This window comes from Porphyrobacter sp. ULC335 (genome assembly GCF_025917005.1).
Lineage (GTDB): Bacteria > Pseudomonadota > Alphaproteobacteria > Sphingomonadales > Sphingomonadaceae > Erythrobacter.
Genome location: NZ_CP078091.1, coordinates 3,021,169 through 3,041,524, shown reverse-complemented (window position 1 = coordinate 3,041,524; position 20,356 = coordinate 3,021,169). Strand labels below are relative to the sequence as shown.

At 65.0% G+C, this 20,356-nt stretch carries 23 protein-coding genes and 1 other RNA gene; 11 read left to right on the top strand and 13 right to left on the bottom strand.

Annotated elements, in window-relative coordinates:
• Positions 1-20 precede the first annotated feature (20 nt).
• The 3 genes from KVF90_RS14655 to KVF90_RS14645 are packed head-to-tail and all read left to right on the top strand — an operon-like array spanning position 21 to position 531.
• Positions 21-134, top strand: a complete 114-nt coding sequence (locus KVF90_RS14655) for an enoyl-CoA hydratase (protein WP_264392307.1) — start codon at positions 21-23, stop codon at positions 132-134.
• 36 nt (positions 135-170) lie between these two features.
• Entirely contained in the window at positions 171-284 is a 114-nt protein-coding gene (locus KVF90_RS14650; RefSeq protein ID WP_264392306.1) for an enoyl-CoA hydratase, read from the top strand.
• A 31-nt stretch (positions 285-315) separates the two neighbouring features.
• Complete coding sequence (locus tag KVF90_RS14645) at positions 316-531, top strand: PspC domain-containing protein (protein WP_264392305.1); 216 nt, start codon at positions 316-318, stop codon at positions 529-531.
• 90 nt (positions 532-621) lie between these two features.
• Here the strand turns inward: KVF90_RS14645 and KVF90_RS14640 are convergent, their stop codons facing one another.
• The 5 genes from KVF90_RS14640 to KVF90_RS14620 all read right to left on the bottom strand — a co-directional run bounded on the left by KVF90_RS14640 (position 622) and on the right by KVF90_RS14620 (position 4,237).
• Complete coding sequence (locus tag KVF90_RS14640; RefSeq protein WP_264392304.1) at positions 622-1,404, bottom strand: SDR family oxidoreductase; 783 nt, start codon at positions 1,402-1,404, stop codon at positions 622-624.
• A gap of 3 nt (positions 1,405-1,407) precedes the next feature.
• Positions 1,408-1,965, bottom strand: coding sequence for an NUDIX hydrolase (locus tag KVF90_RS14635; protein WP_264394532.1), 558 nt, complete (start codon positions 1,963-1,965; stop codon positions 1,408-1,410).
• A gap of 86 nt (positions 1,966-2,051) precedes the next feature.
• The gene (locus tag KVF90_RS14630; protein WP_264392303.1) at positions 2,052-2,726 is read right to left on the bottom strand and encodes a TPM domain-containing protein; all 675 of its coding nucleotides are present in this window, start codon (positions 2,724-2,726) and stop codon (positions 2,052-2,054) included.
• A complete protein-coding gene (locus KVF90_RS14625; protein ID WP_264392302.1) occupies positions 2,710-3,606 on the bottom strand; it encodes a TPM domain-containing protein in 897 nt (298 codons plus the stop codon). Before KVF90_RS14625 ends, KVF90_RS14630 begins: the two co-directional genes overlap by 17 nt.
• A gap of 1 nt (position 3,607) precedes the next feature.
• Positions 3,608-4,237, bottom strand: coding sequence for a LemA family protein (locus KVF90_RS14620; protein ID WP_264392301.1), 630 nt, complete (start codon positions 4,235-4,237; stop codon positions 3,608-3,610).
• A gap of 169 nt (positions 4,238-4,406) precedes the next feature.
• Between KVF90_RS14620 and mscL the strand changes: the two genes are divergently transcribed.
• Entirely contained in the window at positions 4,407-4,829 is a 423-nt protein-coding gene (mscL, locus tag KVF90_RS14615; protein WP_264392300.1) for a large conductance mechanosensitive channel protein MscL, read from the top strand.
• A 37-nt stretch (positions 4,830-4,866) separates the two neighbouring features.
• Positions 4,867-5,211, top strand: a transfer-messenger RNA (tmRNA) gene (ssrA, locus tag KVF90_RS14610).
• Positions 5,212-5,273: 62 nt separating this feature from the next.
• Here ssrA and KVF90_RS14605 read toward each other — a convergent pair.
• The 4 genes from KVF90_RS14605 to KVF90_RS14590 form a co-directional block, all read right to left on the bottom strand.
• On the bottom strand, positions 5,274-5,522 hold the full coding sequence (locus KVF90_RS14605) for a hypothetical protein (RefSeq protein ID WP_264392299.1): 249 nt from the start codon (positions 5,520-5,522) through the stop codon (positions 5,274-5,276).
• 93 nt (positions 5,523-5,615) lie between these two features.
• Positions 5,616-6,866, bottom strand: a complete 1,251-nt coding sequence (locus tag KVF90_RS14600) for an N-succinylarginine dihydrolase (protein WP_264392298.1) — start codon at positions 6,864-6,866, stop codon at positions 5,616-5,618.
• Complete coding sequence (locus KVF90_RS14595) at positions 6,863-7,879, bottom strand: arginine N-succinyltransferase (protein ID WP_264392297.1); 1,017 nt, start codon at positions 7,877-7,879, stop codon at positions 6,863-6,865. The genes KVF90_RS14600 and KVF90_RS14595 overlap by 4 nt, the downstream gene beginning before the upstream one ends.
• Complete coding sequence (locus KVF90_RS14590) at positions 7,876-9,048, bottom strand: hydrolase (RefSeq protein ID WP_264392296.1); 1,173 nt, start codon at positions 9,046-9,048, stop codon at positions 7,876-7,878. Before KVF90_RS14590 ends, KVF90_RS14595 begins: the two co-directional genes overlap by 4 nt.
• A gap of 147 nt (positions 9,049-9,195) precedes the next feature.
• Between KVF90_RS14590 and KVF90_RS14585 the strand changes: the two genes are divergently transcribed.
• Both KVF90_RS14585 and KVF90_RS14580 read left to right on the top strand, forming a co-directional pair.
• Entirely contained in the window at positions 9,196-11,319 is a 2,124-nt protein-coding gene (locus KVF90_RS14585) for a malate synthase G (RefSeq protein WP_264392295.1), read from the top strand.
• An 84-nt stretch (positions 11,320-11,403) separates the two neighbouring features.
• Positions 11,404-11,823 (top strand): DUF3703 domain-containing protein, encoded by a 420-nt coding sequence (locus tag KVF90_RS14580; RefSeq protein ID WP_264392294.1) that lies wholly within the window; start codon positions 11,404-11,406, stop codon positions 11,821-11,823.
• Here KVF90_RS14580 and rsmA read toward each other — a convergent pair.
• The 4 genes from rsmA to KVF90_RS14560 form a co-directional block, all read right to left on the bottom strand.
• Positions 11,815-12,639, bottom strand: a complete 825-nt coding sequence (gene rsmA, locus KVF90_RS14575) for a 16S rRNA (adenine(1518)-N(6)/adenine(1519)-N(6))-dimethyltransferase RsmA (RefSeq protein WP_264392293.1) — start codon at positions 12,637-12,639, stop codon at positions 11,815-11,817. The two genes, KVF90_RS14580 and rsmA, sit on opposite strands and share 9 nt — an antisense overlap.
• On the bottom strand, positions 12,632-13,651 hold the full coding sequence (pdxA, locus tag KVF90_RS14570; RefSeq protein WP_264392292.1) for a 4-hydroxythreonine-4-phosphate dehydrogenase PdxA: 1,020 nt from the start codon (positions 13,649-13,651) through the stop codon (positions 12,632-12,634). The genes rsmA and pdxA overlap by 8 nt, the downstream gene beginning before the upstream one ends.
• Complete coding sequence (locus KVF90_RS14565; RefSeq protein WP_264392291.1) at positions 13,648-15,015, bottom strand: peptidylprolyl isomerase; 1,368 nt, start codon at positions 15,013-15,015, stop codon at positions 13,648-13,650. The genes pdxA and KVF90_RS14565 overlap by 4 nt, the downstream gene beginning before the upstream one ends.
• A gap of 203 nt (positions 15,016-15,218) precedes the next feature.
• Positions 15,219-17,495 (bottom strand): LPS-assembly protein LptD, encoded by a 2,277-nt coding sequence (locus KVF90_RS14560; RefSeq protein ID WP_264392290.1) that lies wholly within the window; start codon positions 17,493-17,495, stop codon positions 15,219-15,221.
• A 122-nt stretch (positions 17,496-17,617) separates the two neighbouring features.
• Between KVF90_RS14560 and KVF90_RS14555 the strand changes: the two genes are divergently transcribed.
• The 4 genes from KVF90_RS14555 (at position 17,618) to KVF90_RS14540 (ending at position 20,302) form a co-directional block, all read left to right on the top strand.
• On the top strand, positions 17,618-19,078 hold the full coding sequence (locus KVF90_RS14555) for a leucyl aminopeptidase (RefSeq protein WP_264392289.1): 1,461 nt from the start codon (positions 17,618-17,620) through the stop codon (positions 19,076-19,078).
• A gap of 44 nt (positions 19,079-19,122) precedes the next feature.
• Positions 19,123-19,290, top strand: a complete 168-nt coding sequence (locus tag KVF90_RS14550) for a DUF2256 domain-containing protein (protein WP_264392288.1) — start codon at positions 19,123-19,125, stop codon at positions 19,288-19,290.
• Between the two features lie 13 nt (positions 19,291-19,303).
• Complete coding sequence (locus KVF90_RS14545; protein WP_264392287.1) at positions 19,304-19,738, top strand: DNA polymerase III subunit chi; 435 nt, start codon at positions 19,304-19,306, stop codon at positions 19,736-19,738.
• A 63-nt stretch (positions 19,739-19,801) separates the two neighbouring features.
• Positions 19,802-20,302, top strand: a complete 501-nt coding sequence (locus KVF90_RS14540; RefSeq protein ID WP_264392286.1) for a hypothetical protein — start codon at positions 19,802-19,804, stop codon at positions 20,300-20,302.
• Positions 20,303-20,356: the final 54 nt, after the last annotated feature.

Genomic DNA, 20,356 nt, shown 5'->3' with positions numbered 1-20,356 from the left:
ACACTCAAAGGAGACCTCAAATGCTCGCCATCGAAACCTCGAACCGCCTGTTCGCCGCCGCTTTCTCGGTCGTGCTCTCGGCAGCCTTCTTCGCTTACGCAATCATCCCCGCCAGCCCGACCCTCGTCGCCTGATCCTCGCAACCATCACCCTCTCAAGGATACAAAATCATGTTCGGCTCTGACCAAACCGCCCGCTTCGCTTCCGCTGCCTTCGCCGTCGTACTGACCGTTGCCAGCTTCGCCTATGCGATCATCCCCGCCAGCCCCGGCATGGTCGCCTGATCCGCCAACCCATCATTGGAGACTGACTGAAATGAACGACATCATGGGCAATTCCGGCGGCAAGCCTCCCCGCGCCGGGTTCCGCCTCGACAAGGCTGACGGCAAGGTTTTTGGCGTCTGCGCCGGGATCGGCAACTACTTCGGCGTCGACACCATGCTGGTGCGGGTCGGCTTCGTCCTCGCGACGCTGCTGGGCTTCGGTAGCCCGGTGCTGATCTACCTGGCGGTCGCGCTGATCGCAGACTGAGTGCAGCGACAAAATGCGGACCCCGGTTTGTCGGGCCGCTGCACCTGATTGGAATGAACCGGGAGGGGCCCTTTGTGGCCCCTCTTTTCTTCACATCGCGGAAATACCGCCATCGAGCTTCAGCTCCGCCCCGGTCATGAAGCGGCTTTCGTCGCTCGCCAGATAGAGCACTGCGTTGGCGATATCATTGGGCTCGCCCACGAATTTGAGCGGGATCTGCCGCGCCAGCTTTTCCAGCAGCACTTCCTTGTCGAGCGATGCCGCCTTGGCGGTGCCATCAAGGATCGGAGTATCGACAAAGGTCGGGTGCACCGAATTGCAGCGGATATTCATGCCCTTCTTCGCGCAGTGCAGGGCGATCGACTTCGACAGCATCCACACCGCCGCCTTTGAGGCGTTGTAGGCGGGCATCGTATCGCTGGCGATCAGGCCCGCGATGCTGGAGATGTTGATGATCGATCCCGGCGCGTGTTCGCGCATCAGCGGCAGGGCCTTCTGGCAGCCGTGGAAGATCGAATTGACGTTGATGTCGAAGCAGCGCTGCCAGTCTTCAAAGGTGCAGGCTTCGATATTGCCCGGCACGCCGATCCCGGCATTGTTGACCAGCACGCTGAGCCCGCCCAGATGCTCGCGCGCGGCATCGACTGCGGCTTCCCACTGGGCGGGGTCCGTAACGTCATGGGCGATGCCGAATGCCGTGCCTTCCCCCATTTCCGCGTTGATGATTGCCGCCGTCTCGGCCGCGCCCGCGCCGTTGATGTCGGTCGCCAGCACCCGCGCGCCTTCCTGCGCGAGGCGGATGCAATGTGCGCGGCCAAGGCCCTGCGCGCCGCCCGTTACCAGGGCCATCTTACCCGCTACTCTGCCTGTCATGATTCAATCCTCTCCCAAGTATCCCGGTGTCAGTAGCATCGCGATGCGCACGTCTACCGCGTGCCCCGCGCGCCGCCACTCGGCCACGAAGCGCGACAAATCGCGCAGCGCAACCCGGTGGACGGTGATATTCTCGCCTTCTGTGCCGCCGCCTTCGCCGATCCGCTCAAGCCCGGTCGCCTTCAGCAGCGTGAAGCATTCCGAGACCATGCCGGGCGAGGAATAGAACTCCCCCAGCGTCTCAAGCTTCGCCGCGCGATATCCGGTTTCCTCTTCCAGCTCGCGCGCGGCGGCGGCATTGGCGTCTTCGCCTTCATGGCCGGCGTCATCACCGATCAGGCCGGCCGGAATCTCGAGGCTGAAGCGGCCCAGCGGCACACGGTACTGGCTGACGAGGATAACGTGGCGGGTGCCATCGGGGTCGTCATCCAGCGCGATGACCGCAGCGGCGCGAATGCCGCGCGCGCGGCCGACATATTCCCAGCGGCCGCGCTTCTTGGTGGTGATGAACTGGCCTTCCCACATCACCTCTTCGGGCAGATCGGCGTCGCGGTCTTTGATCACGGGAAGCTCCGTCGGGGCAGTCAGGGAGCGCCCTTCGACAGCTTCACAGGCGACCGGTCAAGAGCATTATTGGGGAAGTCCGGTCAAACCTCGATGAGCCGGTCGGGCAGCTCGTTTTCGTCATGGTTTCCGCGCGGGAAGTGCTCGGCGAGAACGAAACCGACGTCGCGGATGCCGACCGCCAGCCCCTCGGCCACGCGGCCCTTGCGGATGTGGGCGAGCATGTCGCCCATCGCCTCGCCCCACACTTCGGCCGGAACCTTGGAGGCAATGCTTTCGTCCGCAACGATCTCGGCCCGGTGTTCGCGCATAGAGAGGTAGATCAGCACACCGGTGCGCCCGGTGGTGCGGCGTTCCGCGCCCACCTTGAACTGGCGGACGGCTTGATTGTGGACGCGGATTGTCTTGGTGGGGCCGGGGATCAGCGCGAACTTCAGGGGCTGCCACTGCTGGATCAGCATCACGGCGATGAACTTGATGAGGCCGAGGCCGATCACCATGCTGGCAAGCTCGCCGGTGGTCCATTCATGGCCCCACCCGCCGAAAGACGCGTCCCATGCGTCGAGGAAGGGTTCGGGAAAAGCGGCAAACACGCTCATCGCGGTAAAGGCCGCTGCGGTTGCCCAGAGCAGTGCGACATCGGTGTAACCGTCCGAACAATCGGCGAGCACGGTGACGATCTCGCCAGAGGTCGCGCTTTCGGCTTCGGTTACGGCTGCGCCGACCAGCTGGCGCCCGGCATCATCGAGATAGGCCATGATCTACCACCCCCCCCGATGCGCCGCCGCCGCCGGAGGATCCGCCGCCGAACCCGCCGAACCCGCCGCCGCCACCGCCGCCAAATCCGCCGCCGCCATTACTGCCGCTGTTGATGATTCCGCGGGCAATCGCGCTGCCGACTTCCCACAGGATCACGTCGCGCGCGGTGTCGCCCAGATCGCGGCTGCCCCACGGGCCTGCGCCCTTGGAGCGATATTTGCGCCGCCGCCCGCGCCCGACGAGCAGCGGCAGGACGAAGAAGAAGAACATGAAGGCGATCCAGATCAGCGCGCCGACCGGAAAGCCGCCGTCGCTGCGGCTGCGCTGGGCGGCTGCGGCTTGCGCTGCCTCCTCGATGGCGATGGCATCCTCGGGGCTCTTGGCAAGGTGGGCGAGGATCGCCGCGACCCCGTCGGTCACGCCCGCGTCGAAATTGCCTTCCTTGAAGCGCGGCGTGATCACGTCGTTGATGACGCGGCCCGCCATGATCCCGCCGAACCAGCCATGGAGACCGTAGCCGACCTCGATCCGCAGCTTGCGATCATCGCGGGCGATTAGCAGAAGCAGGCCGGTGTCGCGTTTGGCTCCGCCGATGCCCCAGTCGCTGAACAGGCCGGTGGCATAGGTCTCGATCGGTGCCCCGCCGAGGTTCGGCACGGTGGCAACGATGATCGCCCGGCCGGTCTGCGCATTGTATGCGCGCAGTTCGGCATCAAGCTTCGCCTCGGTCTCGGCGGAGAGGATATTCGCTCCGTCATAGACCGGACCGTCAGGGCGCGGCGGATAGTCCTGCGCCTGCGCCACTGTGCCAAGGGCGAGCCAGACAAGGCCCGCCAACAGCAGCAGTGCCCGGCGCAGCGGGGCGGTCAGGGTGTTCACCTCAGTTCGCGGCCGCCGGGGTCTGGGTGCCGGTGATGCCGCTCATGTCGACCTTGGGGTTGGCCTTGGCCGCTTCGTCCGCCTCGAAATATTCGAGCGGCTTGGCGCCGTGGATCACGTTCGCGCCGATGCTGCTCGGGAAGGTGCGGATCTCGGTGTTGTAGTCACGCGCGAGGTCGTTGTAGCGCACCCGCTCGGTATTGATCTGGTTGTTGGCTTCATCGATCGCCACCATCAGATCGCCGAAGCGCGGCTGGCTGGCGAGTTGCGGATAGTTCTCGACCACGGTGCGCAGCTGGCCGAGCGCCTGGGTCAGCTGGTTCTGCGCGTCGTTGAATTTCTTGAACTCTTCGGGGTTCGACAGGTCATCGGTGGTGATGTTGATCGAAGTTGCACGGGCGCGGGCGTCGATCACACCTTGCAGGATGTCCTTTTCCGAGATCGCGGCGGCTTGCACCACGGCGACCAGATTGGGGATCTTGTCCGAACGGTTCTGCAGCGCGCTTTCGACATTGCCCCACTGCGCCTTGGCGGCTTCCTGCTTGGTCGGCACCGAGTTGATCCCGCAGGCGGCGAGGCTCAGTGCGGCCACGGCCGCAAAAGCGCCGCGCAGCATGGTGGTGAGTGTCATGTGGCAATCCCTCCTGAAATCGCGGGCAGGCCCGGCGACTGACGTTCTGTATTGCGCATATAGCACACCACTTCCCCGGTTCAAGCGGTGGACGGAGGGACGGCGCGGCTTGGCAGTCTTCTTCAAGGCTGCCAGAGAATGGTTAACTGGATCAATAAAGGGGATCAGCATGCTTTCGGAATTCAGGGCTTTCATCGCCAAGGGCAATGTCATCGATCTGGCAGTCGGGGTGATCATCGGCGCGGCGTTCGGCGCGATCGTCAAATCGCTGACTGACGAGATCATCATGCCGATCGTCGGCGCGATCTTTGGCAATATAGACTTTTCGGACCGCTACATCGTGCTGTCTGGTGAAGTGGCAGAAGGAACCCCGCTTGCCGCCGCACGTGAGGCGGGAGCCAATGTGATCGGGCTGGGCGCCTTCGCTTCGGTCATCATCAACTTCCTGATCCTTGCCTTCATCATCTTCATGATGGTCCGTTACGTGAGCAAGATTACCGCGCAGTTGTCCAAGCCCGAAGAGCCCGCCGCACCCGCCGGGCCGACCGAGATCGAATTGCTGGCAGAAATCAGGGATGCGCTGAAGAAGTAGGCTTTCAACTCCCCTCCCGCATGCGGGAGGGGGTTACTCACTTCACATTCAGGATTGCAGCGCTATATCAGCTGTGCCGGTTTCGACCGGATATGGCGATAAATGGCTGCGTATAATAGATGCAACGGACCCGGGGGCAGTACCCGGCGGCTCCACCAGAATCTGCGGTTCACCGCATGTCCTGATGGGGCCGAACCAGGATCGACGTGTGTTGAAAAGCGTAGTTTTTGCCCGGGCTGAGTAACCCGCATAAGGCTCAAAAACCATAAGTGCCAACGATAACGAAGCACTCGCAATCGCTGCGTAATTGATAGGCTAACGCCCTTCTTTTATTAGGCTAAAAAGCGCGGTTGGACCGAACCGGGCAACAGAATCGGATACCGGGGGCCCGGGGGAGCCTAGCAACAGAATCCCCCACCTTGCCGGTAGCTTGCGTTCAGTCTGTTATTGGCCGTGCTGGCTGGCCTTAAGCTCAGCCACTTCCTGCTCCAGCTTGATGCAATCGAGGATCTTCGCGCCCGCCAGGAACACCGCGCCGGTGGTTGCGAGGAACAGCAGCTTGCCGCCGAAGCCGGGATAATCTTGCAGATAGACCATGCCGCGCGCGCTCGACCCGAGCGCCAGCGCATAGATGATCAAAAACGCCTCAAAGCGGTTCTTGATCACGAACAGCCTTCCCAGCTTGCGAAGCATGGCGTCTCCCGACCCTTATGCGACCCGGCCTTTGCTGAGTCGCTTTAACATTGGGGTAACCTTACGCCCGGAGCCGGTGAGTCGCCAAATGCGTTAACCAAGCTGTCCCAGATTGAGCGCGTCCAGCAGGGCAAGCCGTGCTGCAATCACGCTCGCGGCGAGGGGCTCCGTCCCGATATCGGTCGGGTCGATCTGCTCGGGCCAATGGGCGGCGATGACGCTTTCGAGCAAATCGGCCTTGGCTTCATCGAGCAGGAAGCGCGGATCGACCGTCGCGGGGTCGCACACCACGCGCAGGCGCAGACAGGCGGGGCCGCCGCCGTTGGCCATCGACTGGCGCACATCGACGGGGATGACCTGCCGGATCGGGCCGTTGCCCGCGAGCATGCTTTGCGCCCAACCCCACACGCTCGGGCTGTCACGGCATTCCTCGGGCACGATCAAACCCATCGAACCGTCAGGCAGCGTCAGCAGCTGGGCGTTGAACAGATAGGTTCGGATCGCCTCCTGCAAGGTCACAGCGGAGGAAGGGACCTCCACCACCTCGAGCGCCGGGAAGGCATCGCGGATCGCGTCATACGCGCCCTGCTGGTCGGCGAAGGCCATGTCGTGGGTGAACAGCACACGGCCATTGGCGACGGCGACCACATCATTGTGGAACGCGCCCGCAGCGATAGCATCGGGATTTTGCTCGATGAAAACGGTGCGTTCGGGCGTCAGCCCATGGGCGCGGGCGACGAGGCGGCTCGCCTGCTCGTGCTGGCGGGCGGGAAAGCGGCCGCCGGGCCTGCCGTAAACGAACACTTCGACGCCCGGGGCATCGTGGCTTTCGCACAGTCGCATGTGGTTGGCCGCGCCTTCATCGCCGAAGGTGGGCGGCACGGCATCGTGAATTGCGAAGTGGCGCGCATCACCGAACGCGATTGCCAACTGGCGCTTGGTATCGGGCCACTCCTGCGCGCGGTGCAGCATGGTGACGAGGTTGGCGGGCGTCAGATGGCAGCGCCCGTCCGCAGTATCGGGCGCGGGCGAGACCGTAGCGGCATTGGCGGTCCACATGCTCGAAGCCGACCACGGCGCGGCGCGCAGCTGTGGGGGCTCGCTGCCGTCTAGGGCCAGCGCCTGTGTGAGCGCATTATTGGGCCGAGGCAGTGGCAGCAGGAAGCCCTGCACCCCCAACCGCGCGAAGTTCCCGCGCATCTTGGCCACGCCCTGCAGCGCCGCCGCGCGCGGATAGGACGGATCGCCCGCATGGCTCGCGCTGGCGATATTGCCGAGGCTCAGCCCCGCGTAATTGTGCGAGGGGCCGACGATCCCGTCAAAGTTGATTTCGGTCAGGCTCATCGCGCCACGCTCCACACCATGTCGCCTTCGCACACATCCAGCAGATCGGCGCTGGCGGAATCGATCGCGATGTTGCCATCCGCGTCGAGCACCCGCGCCCCGAAGCAGGCGCGGAACGTCCCGAGCTGCCCTGTGGCAAGGATCGCGCGCTCGCCTTCGCCGACTGCCAGCGAGGAAACGCGCGCATGGACCGCGTTCTTCACGCTGGTGACATTGTCGGTGCGCGCCACCATTGTCGGCCCGCCATCGAAGATGTCGACATAGCCTTCGGCGCGGAATCCTTCGTCCTCCAGCATCCGCATCGCCGCGCGGCCGGTGGGGTGGGGGACGCCGATCACGCTCCTCGCATCCTCGCTCAGCATGGCGATATAGACCGGGTGCTTGGGCATCAGGTCGGCGATGAACTGGTTGCCGTTGATCGCGTTGAAATAATCCGCGTCCTGGAAGCTCATCCCGAAGAAGCGGCCCGCAACGCCGTCCCAGAACGGCGATCCGCCGCGCTCATCGATGATCCCGCGCAGCTCGGCGAGGATACGGTCGGCAAAGCGTTTGCGGTGCATGGCGACAAACAGATAGCGCGAACGGGCGAGCAGCAGGCCGAGGCCTCCGGCGCGTTCATTGGGGTGGAGGAACAGCCCGCCGACCTCGCTCGATCCCTCAAGGTCGGTGACGAGACTGAGCAATTCGGCGCGCACGGTGCGGTCAAGCTCCTGCGAATACTGGGTCAGCGTGTTGAGGCGATAGGAATAGAACGGCCAACGCTGCCCGACCTGCGTCATCAGCTGGCAGGTGCCGCGCACCGCGCCGGTGCTGGCGTTCTCGAGCACCAGCACATATTGCTCGTCGGCGAGCGTTTCCCCAGCGCGCGCGAAGGCAACCTCCGCGCGTTCGAGCTTGCCCTTCAACGCGGCGCGATCCGGCGGCAGGTTGGTGAACCCGCCCCCGGTCAGCTTGGCCATTTCGTAAAGCGCTTCAAGATCGGCAGGACGCGCGGCGCGCAGGCGAAAGGTCAAGACAGGGCTCCTTGAGCAAGGCGTTCGATAACGCGGGCGGAAAGATGCGCGCGTTCAGCAAGGCTGCGGACGATCAGATATTCGTCCGGTGAATGGATTGCGCCGCCGCGCACGCCCATGGTGTCGACCACAGGGACGCCGCAGGCCGCGATGTTGTTACCATCGCACACGCCGCCGGTGGCCTGCCAACGGATGTCCTGCCCAAGCTCCGCCCCGCATGCGCGCACAAGTTCAAACAGGCGCTGGGCATGAGCGTCCACCTTCTTGGGCGGGCGGGTGACGCCGCCGTGGCGGTGCGTGGCAACCTGATGCGCGGTCTGGATGTCGATCAGCAGGTGGGTGAGGGCGTGATCGAACGCCGCGCCCGCCTCTACTGTTTTGGGCCGCACATTGAAGCGCAGCACCGCGTGATCGGGGACGACATTGTTCGCCGCGCCGCCTTCAAGCTTGGCAGGGTTGATGGTGATTTCGCCGGTCTCCAACGCCTTTAATCGCAGGATCAGATCGGCCGCTGCAACAATCGCATTGCGGCCCTCGTGCGGGTTGCGTCCGGCATGGGCGGACTTGCCGGTGATGGTGATCGAGTAGTTGCCGGTGCCGCCGCGTTCATGCGCCAACGTGCCATCGGGCAGGGCGGCGGGCTCGTAGGTCAGCGCGGCAAGCTTACCCGCCGCAAGCTCGGCAATCAGCGCGGCGCTGGCGAGCGAGCCGGTCTCCTCGTCGGAATTGATCAGCACATCATAGCCTAGCGCGCTCGCGGCGGCAGTCTGCTCGAACGCCATCAGCGCGTGGAGCATCACCGCGATACCGCCCTTCATGTCGGCCACGCCCGGCCCGTTCAGCGTCTCGCCGTCGAGCCACGACTGGCGCTGGAAGGGGTGATCTACGGGGAAAACCGTGTCCATATGGCCGGTCAGCAGGATGCGGCGGTTGGCCTGCGGACGCACGCGGACGACCAGATGCCGCCCGTGGGGTTTGTCGAAGGCGCTGCCATCGGCGGCAATTGCGGTGACCGGAGCGGGATCGACCAGTTCGACGGTACCGGGCAGCACCGCAAAGGCCTGCGCCAAGGCATCGGCCTGCGCGGCCAGCCCGGCGAGATTCGCGGTCCCGGTGTTGATCGCGCTCCACGCCTGCACCTGCGCCAGCATGGCTGCGCTGTCGATCATACCCGAGGTCCCGTCCATGTCCTCCCTCTAGCCGTGTGTGCGCGCGGGGCCAAGCCGTTGCAAACGGCTCTACCCTTTGCCATAGGGCGGCCCGAACACTGCCCTTGTCCTCTCCTCCCCAGGTTGATCCAAACCACGAGGACACCCATGACTGACATGACCACCCGCGCCGGCTTGAGCGTCGATTCCCGGCTCGCCGGATTGCTTGAAAACGAGGTGCTTGCGCCGCTCGGTCGGAATGTGGACGCGTTCTGGCAGGGCTTTGCCGCGCTGCTCGCCGAATTTGCACCGCGCAACCGCGCGCTGCTAGCCAAGCGCGATGCGTTGCAGGCGCAGATCGACGCTTGGCATATCGAGCGCGCGGGAAAGCCGCATGATGCGGCGGCCTACAAGGCGTTCCTGACCGAAATCGGTTACCTCGTCTCCGAGCCGGGCGACTTCCAGATCGGCACCCAGAACGTCGACCCCGAGATCGCGACGATGGCCGGCCCGCAGCTGGTGGTGCCGATCCTCAACGCCCGCTTCCTCCTCAACGCCGCCAATGCGCGCTGGGGGAGCCTCTATGATGCCCTTTATGGCACTGACGCGCTTGATGCGCCTGCCGCACGACCGGGTGGGTATGACGAGGAACGCGGGGCGGCGGTGATCGCGGCGGCGAAGGCGTTTCTTGATCAGGTGATCCCGATCGCACAATGCGACTGGCACGAACTTGAGGCGTCATCGCTGGATGACCTGTTTGCACAGCTGAGCCTGTTTGGATGCCAAGGCGGCGAGGAGGTTGTCGGCCGCACCGACAACTCTGTGCTGCTCCGCCACAACGGCCTGCACGTCGAACTCGTTGTCGATCGCAACCACCCCATCGGCCGGAACGATCCCGCTGGTATCGCCGACATCATGGTCGAATCCGCACTCACCACCATCGCCGATTGCGAGGATTCGGTCGCGGCGGTCGATGCCGAGGACAAGCTGCTCGCCTATACCAACTGGCTCGGCATCATCCGCGGGGACCTGTCGGAGAGCTTCGCAAAGGGCGGCAAGACCCTCACCCGCACGCTGGCGGGAGACAAGACCTACACCGCCACCGATGGCGCCACGCAGACCCTCAAGGGCCGCAGCCTGATGTTCGTGCGTAATGTCGGCCACCTGATGACCAACCCGGCGATCCGCCTGCCCGATGGCAGCGAGATCCCCGAAGGCATCATGGACGCGGTCTTCACCTCGGCGATCTCCACGCTCGACGTCGAAGGCCACGGCAAGTTCGGCAACTCGCGCTGCGGTTCGATCTACATCGTCAAGCCCAAGATGCACGGGCCGGAAGAATGCGCCTTTACCAATGATCTGTTCGACGCGGTTGAGGATTTGCTCAAGCTCCCACGCCACACGATCAAGGTCGGCGTGATGGACGAGGAGCGTCGCACTTCGGCCAACCTTGCCGCCTGCATCCACGCGGTGCGCGACCGGATCGTGTTCATCAACACCGGCTTCCTCGACCGCACCGGCGATGAAATCCATACTTCGATGCGGGCGGGGCCGATGCTGCGCAAGGGCGCTATGAAGGGGAGCGACTGGCTCAAAGCCTACGAGGCGCGCAACGTCTTCATCGGCCTCAAGCACGGCCTGTCGGGCAAGGCACAGATCGGCAAGGGCATGTGGGCCGCGCCCGATCTGATGGGGCAGATGATGGTGGAGAAGATCGGTCACCTGAAGGCGGGCGCGAACACCGCATGGGTGCCGTCACCCACGGCCGCGACGCTCCACGCGCTGCATTACCACCAGATCAATGTGTTCGACGTCCAGAAGGAACTTCCCGAACCCGCCGGGCTCGACGCGCTGCTGGCGATCCCGCTGGCCGAGGGCGCGAACTGGTCGGAGGAGGAAATCCGCGAGGAGCTCGACAACAACTGCCAAGGCCTGCTCGGCTATGTGGTGCGCTGGGTCGATCAGGGCGTCGGCTGTTCCAAGGTGCCTGACATCAACGATGTCGGCCTGATGGAAGACCGCGCCACCTTGCGCATCTCCTCGCAGCACATTGCCAACTGGCTGCTGCACGGGGTGATCACCGAGGCGCAGGTGATGGACAGCCTCGCCCGCATGGCCGCCAAGGTCGACGCGCAGAACGCGGGCGACCCGCTCTATGAGCCGCTGACGGGCAACGAGAACGGCGCGGCCTTCAGCGCGGCGAAGGAACTGATCTTCAAGGGCGTGGAACAGCCGAGCGGCTACACTGAGCCGTTGCTGCATGCTTGGCGCTTGCGCAAGAAGGGCGGCTGAGGCGGGGTACCGGTTCGCTGGAGGGTCTGGTGGCAAGCCAGCTTTTCAGGATAGGCTCTGCCCTCGTCGCATGGGGAGGACAGTGTGGACGGCAAGCGCGTAAAGGTTCTTTTCGAACAGGCAATGTCGCGTGCGGCAGTGGCCGAACGGCAGGATGATTTTGCGCTAGCCTTCGCCGAACTGGAACGGTCGCATATCCTTGGCCAGCGATGGCTGCTGCGGCACTTGCGTTCACACTGGGCCATGCTGCGAATTGCGCGCAAGACAGGTGATCGCCGCGAGGCTGCGGGCCAGATCACCCGCCTCATCGGATCGCCGTTGTTCTGGCTCGTCGGCTGGCTGCCCAAGGGCAATTCTGGCGGCGCCAATGTCAGTCCAGTCCAGCCGATGCCCCTGCAAGGGGATCTGGCGATCGAACTCGCAGGCTACAACGTTTGGTCAGATGTCGGCCAAAGGTTTGCCGTTGCAGCCTCGGTCGCAGCTATCGTGATCCTGCTAGGCTGACAGCGCCCGCGCCAGGCTGACAAACTCCGCCACGCTCACCGTCTCGGCCCGCCGCGTCTCGTCAATCCCGAGCGTCGCGAGTGCCTCCAGCGCGCCCGGCACGCCCTTGAGGCTCTGGCGCAGCATTTTGCGGCGCTGGCCGAAGGCCGCTTCGGTGAGGCGCTCCAGCATCCGGGCCGAGACGCCTTCCGGCATCGCGGAGGGTGTTACATGGACAATTGCGCTCATCACCTTGGGGGGCGGGGTGAAGGCGCTGCGGTGCACTTTCATCGCGAGCCGGGCCTCGGCGCGCCACTGGGCGAGCACGGCGAGGCGGCCATAGGCATCATCCCCTGCATCGGCGACGATGCGGTCAGCGACCTCGCGCTGGAACATCAGGGTGAGGGATTGCCACAGGGGCGGCCATGCCTCGCCCGATAACCAGCGCACGAACAACGCGGTGCCGACGTTGTAGGGCAGGTTCGAAAGCACGTGGAACGGCGTGTCGCCCATCAAGGCGTTGTGATCGAGCTTGAGGGCATCGCCTTCGATAACAGTGAGTTGTCCGGGAAAGCTCTCACCCAGTTCCGCCAGTGCGGGGAGGCAGCGGCGGTCCATCTCGATCGCGGTGACGTTCGCTCCGGCGCGGAGCAGGGCGCGGGTCAGGCCGCCGGGGCCGGGGCCGACTTCGAGCACCTGCGCGCCGGACAGGTCGCCCGGCAGCGCGGCAATCCGGGCGAGCAATTGTTCGTCCAGCAGAAAGTTCTGCCCCAGCGCCTTGGATGCGGCGAGGTTATGGCGTTGAATAACTTCGCGTATCGGCGGAAGATCAGCCATGCGCCGCTGCCCGCGCCGCCGCCATTTCTGCCGCCATCACGATTGCCGCAGCCATCGCGCCCGGATCGGCGAGGCCCTTGCCCGCGATATCGAAGGCGGTGCCGTGATCGGGCGAGGTGCGGATGATCGGCAGGCCCAGCGTCACGTTCACGCCTTCGTCAAACTCCAGCGCTTTCAACGGGATAAGCGCTTGATCGTGATACATGCACAGCGCCGCGTCATAGCCTTGGCGCGCCCTTGGCGTGAACAGCGCGTCGCCGGGGACGGGGCCGAAAGCGGCGATCCCCTCGGCTTGCAAGGCGGCGATGGCAGGAGCGATGATGCGTGCATCTTCGTCCCCGAACTGGCCGCCTTCGCCGGCGTGCGGGTTCAGCGCCGCAATCGCAAGTCTGGGCTGCAAGATACCGAAATCGCTGCGCAATCCTCCCGCGACGATGCGCGCCTTATGCATGATGAGATCCGCCGAAAGCAGCCCCGGCACTTCGGCCAGCGCGACGTGGACGGTCAGCGGCACCGTGCGCAGGCTTGGCCCTGCCAGCATCATCACCGCGTCGCGATAGGGCCGCCCGCAGGCATCGGCGAGGAATTCGGTCTGTCCGGGATAATCCCAACCGATCCCTGCCAGCGCGGATTTGGCGACCGGAGCGGTCACCAGCCCTACAGCCACCTCGGAAAGCGCGAATTTTGCCCCCCATTTGAGCGAGGCTAACGCGAGGCTAGCGCCCTCTGGAGAGGGTCTGGAGGGGGTCAAGGCACCATCAAGCCCCGCCAAAACCGGCAATCCTACGGCAGAGGCGAAGATTGCTTCGGACGGATCGGCAATCGGCACGATCGGGCAGTCGATCTTCAAGGCTTCGGCTGTCGCGCGCAGCAATTGCGGGCCGCCGACCACGAAGGCCGGCGGTGCCCGCCGCTCCGCCCGCAGCCGCATCCATGCGCCGAGGATCACTTCCGGGCCAATGCCCGCCGGATCGCCGAGCGTGATTGCCAGAGGGGCAGAAAGCGGCGTCAATTGTACTCGATATAGGCGTCGTTGCGCAGGTCGCGCAGGAAGCGCTGGGCGCGCTTGTTGACGCGCTCCTGCTCGATCTGGTCCATCACCGCCGCGAAGGTTGGTGCGCCCGAATCCTTGGGATCGTCCCGGCCGCACAGCATCAGAACGCGGACGCCTTCCTGAATGCCGCCGAAGGGCGGGGTGGCCTGCCCGATCTGGAGGTTGAGGATGATCCCGCGCAGCTGTTCGGGCAGGTTCGCCGCCTTGATCTGGTCGTTCGAGACCACTTCGGCGCCGATTGCCGCGGCACCCGCATCCACATCACCGCACCCGCGCAGTCCTTCGATGAAGGCACCGAATTCGTTGACCCGCGCTTCGGCCTGTTCCTGCGTGACGCCGGGCGCGAAGCTGATCGAGATCTGCTTGAGGCTGAGCAGCGCTTCGTTCGGATCGGCCATCAGCACCTGGCGCTTGTTGATCAGGTAGATAATCGAGAAGCCGCCCGGAATTTCGAGCGGACCCTGAAGCTGCCCCGCCTGCATGGTGCGCAGCGCTGCGCCCAGCTGCGGCGGGAGTTGCCCGATCCGCAGCCAGCCGAGATCGCCGCCGACCACTGCACTGCTCGCTTCGGAATACTGGCGCGCATAGGCAACAAAGCTGCCGCCCTGCTGCAATTGCTGCATGATCGCCTGCGCATTGGCGAGAACGGTGGCGCGGTTTTCCGTGGTGGCGGACAGGAAAATCTCGCCGACTCGATATTCGTCCGTGCCCTTGGCTTCGTTCATGCGCTTGAGCGAATCGTTCACCTCTTCGGCCGACACGTTGACGAAGGGCATGATGTTGCGGCGCAGGAGGTTCTCCCACGCCACTTCGCCTTCGATCTGGCGCTTGAGCGAGGCGGCCGACGAGCCGATGGACTCAAGATAGGCGTCCATCTTCTTGGTGTCGCCCGCGAAGTTCTGACCGGCCAACTGCGCGTAAGTCTGTTCGACTTCCTCGCGCTTCACTTCGAGTTCGGCGGCTTCCGCGGCCTGGATCTTGAGTGTTTCGTCGATCAGGTTGCGCAGCACCTGCACCCGCAGGCGCAGCAGTTCGTCTTCGGCGACCGGTGCCTCGGATGCGGCGGTGACCAGCGCCACGCGCTGATCAATCTCGGTGCCGGTGATGACGTAGCCGTTGACGATCGCCTTGGCGGTCCGCTTGTTGGGATCGGCCTGATTGAACAGGGTGATGTCCTCGGGCAGGCCGAACGGGTTCTCGGCCGTGGGAACGGCCACGGTCTGCGCCGGAGCGGCAACCGGAGTCAGCGCAAGGCCGATCATGCCGGCCACCGCCAGTGCGGTTCCGGTTCTGGCAAATAGCGCCTTGTTCAACAGCTTCACACTCACTTGTTCAATCCCGCCTTATGGCCAAAAAACCGCGCGACCCCTCACGCAATGGTCAGCCGTTTAGCCTGATCGGCTGAACGGAAGCTGAGCCTGGACTGATCCCGCAGGCGCGGCTCGCGCTTCTGAGCGCTGCCCTTAGAACGATTTCGCGCCGGTGCCAATTCGCGCGCGCGATTCGGACGGGCAAACTTCCGGCCTTACCGGAAGCCAAGATTGCGCACCGCGAAGAACAACTGGAACGCGTTGCCGCGCCGCGCATCGCCCGCGTCGATGAAGTCGCGCCGCCAGGTCGCGCCAAATTCGATGCAATCATCCGAATAGGCCACGCCGAGCCGGGTGCGGATGGGCTGGAAGCCGTCGGGCTGGAACACCGGGTCCTCTTCGCGGTCGGTCAGGTTGAACACGCCCGATCCGAACATGGACCACTTGCGTCCGATCGCCACACGGGCCGCGGCGCGCAGTTCCTCGCGGTCGCGCAGATCCTCGACCGTGGCAATGTCGCGGTTCAGGCGCAGGTAGCCGACTTCGAGATAGGTGCGCCGCGAACCGATCGCCGCGTCGATCTCGTTGCGGCGGATCGCGAAGCTATCCTTGTCGAGCCGGAAGCGGTGGGTGAACTGGACGAGATTGCGGAAGCGCACTTCGGTGCGGCCGACGAAATCGGTGACGCGTTCGGACAGGCCGGTGCCTTCGGGGAACAGGCCGGGCTCGACCGCTTCGAGGCGGAAGGACTGCCCGATCGTCGATTTGATCCGCCAGCCGGGACGCTGCAATTCCCAGTCGATCCCCCAGGTGACCCGGCTGCCATCCTCGACCCGGTCATATCCGGGGAAGCGGTTGAGCGCGAAGAGGTTCGAATCCTCAAGGTCGATGGCGCGCGCGTCTTCGTTGGGAACGGCAAGGTTGCGCACCTTGGGACTGGCGACGAATTGCACGCGTGGTTTGAACACCTGCGTGCCGCCGAACGCCTGCCCGACGAAAGGCCATTCGATATCGATGGCCGCGGTGGCAATGCCGCGCGTCGTCCAGCCTTCGGTGCCGCGGTAGCTGGGCGTGGTCGTCGCATCGACATTGTTGGAGTTGTAAACGTCGCCGCGCACCAGCGCGGTCAGCGTGACGACCTGACCCATGCCGGTCAGCCGCTTCAGATCCCACTGCGCCCCGGCAAAGGCGCGTTGCGTGTCCTGTCCGTCATTGCGCAGCAGGGCGAGGCTGTTGGCCTGGAACATGAGGTTCCCGCCCAGCACCTTGTTGGCGAGCTTCTGGCGATAATCGATGGCGGGCAGGGCGAGCGGCACCTGTCCCTGATCGGCATTGAGGCGCAGCGTCTGCGTCGCCCAGCCGGCGATGGAGAAATAGGAGAGATCGGTGATCCGCTCCAGATTGATGGTCGAACGCAGCCGGTCATCGCGGCTGAGATCATAGCGGCGCAGGAACGTGCGGTCGCTCGCAAGGCGGAGCGATCCGGTCAGGCTCCAGTCGGGCGAAAACTGGAAGCGGCCATTGGCGTCAAGATAGCCGCGCGGATCGCTCTGGAAACTTTCCGCGCCGGTGAAATCGGTCAGGCGGTCGCTGAAAGTGCCGTAGCCGGTGATCTGGTAGGCACCCTTGTCGGTAAGGTGCCGCCACTTGGCGCTGGCCATCGGGGCGACGTTGGAAAAGACATAGGCACCCAGCGTCAGATCGCGGTTGTCCGCCATGCGCCAGTAATACTCGCCGGATAGCTCCAGCCCGTTGACCTGCGTGATGCGGACATCGGGGACCAGAAAGCCGCTCGCGCCCTTGCCATCGGTGCGCAGGCCCAGACCCGGCAGCGGCAGGATGCGCGCGCCGAACAATTCGAGCATGGCGCCCGTAAACTGGATGGTGCTCGCCTTCTGGTTATAGACCACCCGCTCGGCCGTGATGCGCCAGCTGGGATCGGCCGCGCAGCCTTCGGCATCGGTGACGGGGCAGGCGGTGTAGGCGGCATCGTTCAACACAGCCGAGCCATCCGCATCGCGCGTCGCCGAGCGTGCGGCGAGCCGCCCGCCCGCGCGCAAGGCGATCAGCAATTCGCTCATCGCGCCGGTATCGAACTGTTCGGTCAGCTCGACCTGATCGGTGAACAGCTGGTTGCCCGCCTCGTCCACCAGCCGGATATTGCCGGTGGCGATGATCTGGCCGGTCTTGCGGTCCCACGTAACCTCGTCAGCCCGCACCGAGCGGTCTTCGGACCGCAGCAGCACATTGCCGCGCGCGGTGACGGTCTCGTTTTCATTATTGTAGCTGAGTTCAGTCGCCTCGAATTCGATCTGGGTTGCGGCGGCGGCGGGGGCGGGTGCTGCCGGCGCCGGTTGCTCCTGCGCGGCGAGCGGTGCGGCGGCACCGGCGAGCAGCAGGGCGAGGGCAAACGGGGATGCCAATCCCCGCGCCGGGAAGCGCTGGGCAGGGCGCGCAATATTGCGCGGTGCGACTGGCGAGCCTCCCGACATGGCCTTGCCTATTGCACCGCTCGCGCCTAATCGCAATCGCCATTGCACCCTCGGCATACGCGGTTTGTCGCAGGCCAAATGCGCCCTGCCAGCCGCGGCTTGCCGTGTCCTTCGGAGTTCCCATGCAGATCCATTTCACCGCCACCCCGCCGTCTGACGTCCGCCTCTATGCGCGGGTGGTCAATCAGGGAGCGGGGTTGGCCGGTATCGACACCGCGCTGGTCGAAGGTGCAGCAGCATCGCGCTTTGGCGGGCGGGCCGCGCAGGTTTTCGAAGGCTTTGCCAACGTCGACGGCGCGGTGAAGCGGATTGCTCTGGCAGGTGCGGGCGAGGCGGATGCCGCCGATCGCCGCGCCAATTGCGAGCGTGCGGGCGCGGCGCTGACCGCCAGATTCCTCGTCTCGGGCGAGACCGCGATGGTGCTCGATCTGGCGCACGCCGGCCTTTCGGCGAATGAGGCCGCTGCCGTGCTGCTCGGCCTGCGCCTGCGCGCCTGGCGGCATGACAAGTATCGCACAAAGCTCGCCGCCGATAAGCGTCCCTCGCTGACCACCGTCCACGTCACCGGAGTGCCCGAGGGCACCGAAGCCGCTTGGGAGCGCGAGGCAGCCGTGGCCAAGGGCGTGGAATTCACCCGCGGGCTCGTGACCGAACCGGCCAACATCATCTACCCTGCCACCTTCGTCACCGCCTGCGAGGAAGCCTTTGCCGGCACCGGCGCGGAAATCACCGTGCTGGGCGAAGCGGAGATGACCGCACTCGGCATGGGCGCACTGGTTGGCGTGGGTCTGGGATCGGAGCGCGAATCGAAGCTCCTCGCGATCCGCTGGAACGGCGGCACTCCGGGCGACAAGCCCACCGTATTCGTCGGCAAGGGCGTCACCTTCGACACCGGCGGCATTTCCCTGAAGCCGCCGCCGGGCATGGAAGACATGAAGTGGGACATGGGCGGCGCTGGCGCGGTTGCGGGCGCGATGCTCGCGCTGGTCACGCGCAAGGCCAAGGCCAACGTGATCGGCGTGATGGGCCTCGTCGAGAATATGCCCGACGGCAAGGCACAGCGCCCCGGCGATGTCGTCACCACCATGAGCGGCCAGACGGTCGAAGTGCTCAACACCGATGCCGAAGGGCGGCTGGTGCTGGGCGATGCGCTCCACTGGGCGCAGGAGCAATATGACGCGGCGCGGATCGTCGATCTCGCCACGCTGACGGGCGCGATGATCATCTCGCTGGGCAACGAATATGGCGGGATGTTCGCCAATGACGACACGCTCGCCGCGCAGCTGACGGCAGCGGGCGCGACCAGCGGTGACAAGCTGTGGCGGATGCCGCTCGGCCCAAATTACGACAAGCTGATCGATTCGCCGATCGCCGACATGAAGAACGTCGGCCCGCGCGAAGGCGGCTCGATCACCGCGGCGCAGTTCATCCAGCGTTTCATCAAGAACGGCACGCCCTGGGCGCACCTCGACATCGCGGGCATGGTCTGGTCGAACAAGCCCGGCCAGACGTGGGAGAAGGGCGCAACCGGCTATGGCGTGCGCCTGCTCGACCAGTTCGTGCGGGACGTGGCCGAGGGTTGATGCTGCGCATGTCCGGCCTCAAGTAGCGAAGCGGTAGGCCGGGCATGGCCAAAATGCGGAAAAAATCCGATCTGCCGACCAAAACCTGCCTCGCCTGCGGGCTGCCTTTCACGTGGCGCAAGAAGTGGGAGCGGGATTGGGACAATGTGAAGTATTGTTCCGATCGCTGCCGTTCGGGCAAAGGTTCCCGTCCTCAAGTAGCGCAGCGGTAGGACGGTAAGGAACGTGAAGCTCGATTTCTGGCAATATACCCACGACCCGCTTGAAAAGGTCGTCACCCTGATTGCCAAGCGCGCGGTGGGCGAGGGGCAGCGGGTGCTGGTGGTATCCTCCGACCCCGATCAACGCGCCGCAATTTCGCGCGCGCTATGGCAGGCGGGGGCGGAGAGTTTCCTTGCCAATGGCGAGGCGGACGCGCCGGGTGCGGAACGCCAGCCTATCCTTCTCTCTGCCGAGCCTGTTGCCACCAATGGCGCGAGCCACCTGATCCTTGCCGATGGCACTTTCCGCGACGCGCCCGGCTTTGCCCGCGTGTTCCTGCTCTTCCCGCCCGACGCCGCCCCTGCCGCGCGGACCGCATGGCGCGCGCAGGACGGGCGCGAGGATGTGGAGCGCGCCTATTACGCGCAGGAAGACGGGCGCTGGGTCAAGAAGGGCTGAGGGCTTGCGTCCGGCGCCACGATAGGGAATCTTCTCACCCGATTGGACGATTGGGGGACAGACATGCGCATCACGGCATTGGCCTTTGCGGCCTCGGCAACACTCGCTCTTGCGGCCTGCGGTTCGGAGAGTTCGGGCAGTTTCACCACATCGGACGGCAAGGATGCCGAATACCGGATCGACGCCGAGACCGGCGAAACCAGCATGACCATCGACGGCGAAAACGGCACCACATCGCTACGCTCCGGCGAGGGCGTGCCGCTCAGCCTGCCCGAAGGGTTCAGCCTGTTTCCCGGATCGAAAGTGCTGACCAACACGGTAGTGACCGAGGCCGGGGGCGGCGGGGCCATGGTCACCTACGAAACCGATGCCGCTGCCGACACAGTCATCGCGCATTACCGTGATCAGGCCAAGGCGGCGGGCTTCGACATCGCGGCAGAGCTGACCACCAACGGCACCATCACCGTTATCGGCGAGCGCAAGAGCGACGGATCGGGTCTGTCGGTCACCGCGACCAAAGGCGATGGCGTCACGACCGGCCAGATCACCATCGGCATCAAATAGCACCAGCGCAGGGCTTGGCTGACCATCAGCCGCTTTGGCGGTCCAGGGAGCCGC

Coding starts and splice junctions, on each gene's coding strand:
- KVF90_RS14655 (WP_264392307.1), top strand. CDS start 21: ATGCTCGCCATCGAAACCTCGAACCGCCTGTTCGCCGCCGCTTTCTCG.
- KVF90_RS14650 (WP_264392306.1), top strand. CDS start 171: ATGTTCGGCTCTGACCAAACCGCCCGCTTCGCTTCCGCTGCCTTCGCC.
- KVF90_RS14645 (WP_264392305.1), top strand. CDS start 316: ATGAACGACATCATGGGCAATTCCGGCGGCAAGCCTCCCCGCGCCGGG.
- KVF90_RS14640 (WP_264392304.1), bottom strand. CDS start 1,404: ATGACAGGCAGAGTAGCGGGTAAGATGGCCCTGGTAACGGGCGGCGCG.
- KVF90_RS14630 (WP_264392303.1), bottom strand. CDS start 2,726: ATGGCCTATCTCGATGATGCCGGGCGCCAGCTGGTCGGCGCAGCCGTA.
- KVF90_RS14620 (WP_264392301.1), bottom strand. CDS start 4,237: ATGACACTCACCACCATGCTGCGCGGCGCTTTTGCGGCCGTGGCCGCA.
- mscL (WP_264392300.1), top strand. CDS start 4,407: ATGCTTTCGGAATTCAGGGCTTTCATCGCCAAGGGCAATGTCATCGAT.
- KVF90_RS14605 (WP_264392299.1), bottom strand. CDS start 5,522: ATGCTTCGCAAGCTGGGAAGGCTGTTCGTGATCAAGAACCGCTTTGAG.
- KVF90_RS14600 (WP_264392298.1), bottom strand. CDS start 6,866: ATGAGCCTGACCGAAATCAACTTTGACGGGATCGTCGGCCCCTCGCAC.
- KVF90_RS14590 (WP_264392296.1), bottom strand. CDS start 9,048: ATGATCGACAGCGCAGCCATGCTGGCGCAGGTGCAGGCGTGGAGCGCG.
- KVF90_RS14585 (WP_264392295.1), top strand. CDS start 9,196: ATGACTGACATGACCACCCGCGCCGGCTTGAGCGTCGATTCCCGGCTC.
- rsmA (WP_264392293.1), bottom strand. CDS start 12,639: ATGGCTGATCTTCCGCCGATACGCGAAGTTATTCAACGCCATAACCTC.
- KVF90_RS14560 (WP_264392290.1), bottom strand. CDS start 17,495: ATGTCGGGAGGCTCGCCAGTCGCACCGCGCAATATTGCGCGCCCTGCC.
- KVF90_RS14555 (WP_264392289.1), top strand. CDS start 17,618: ATGCAGATCCATTTCACCGCCACCCCGCCGTCTGACGTCCGCCTCTAT.
- KVF90_RS14550 (WP_264392288.1), top strand. CDS start 19,123: ATGGCCAAAATGCGGAAAAAATCCGATCTGCCGACCAAAACCTGCCTC.
- KVF90_RS14540 (WP_264392286.1), top strand. CDS start 19,802: ATGCGCATCACGGCATTGGCCTTTGCGGCCTCGGCAACACTCGCTCTT.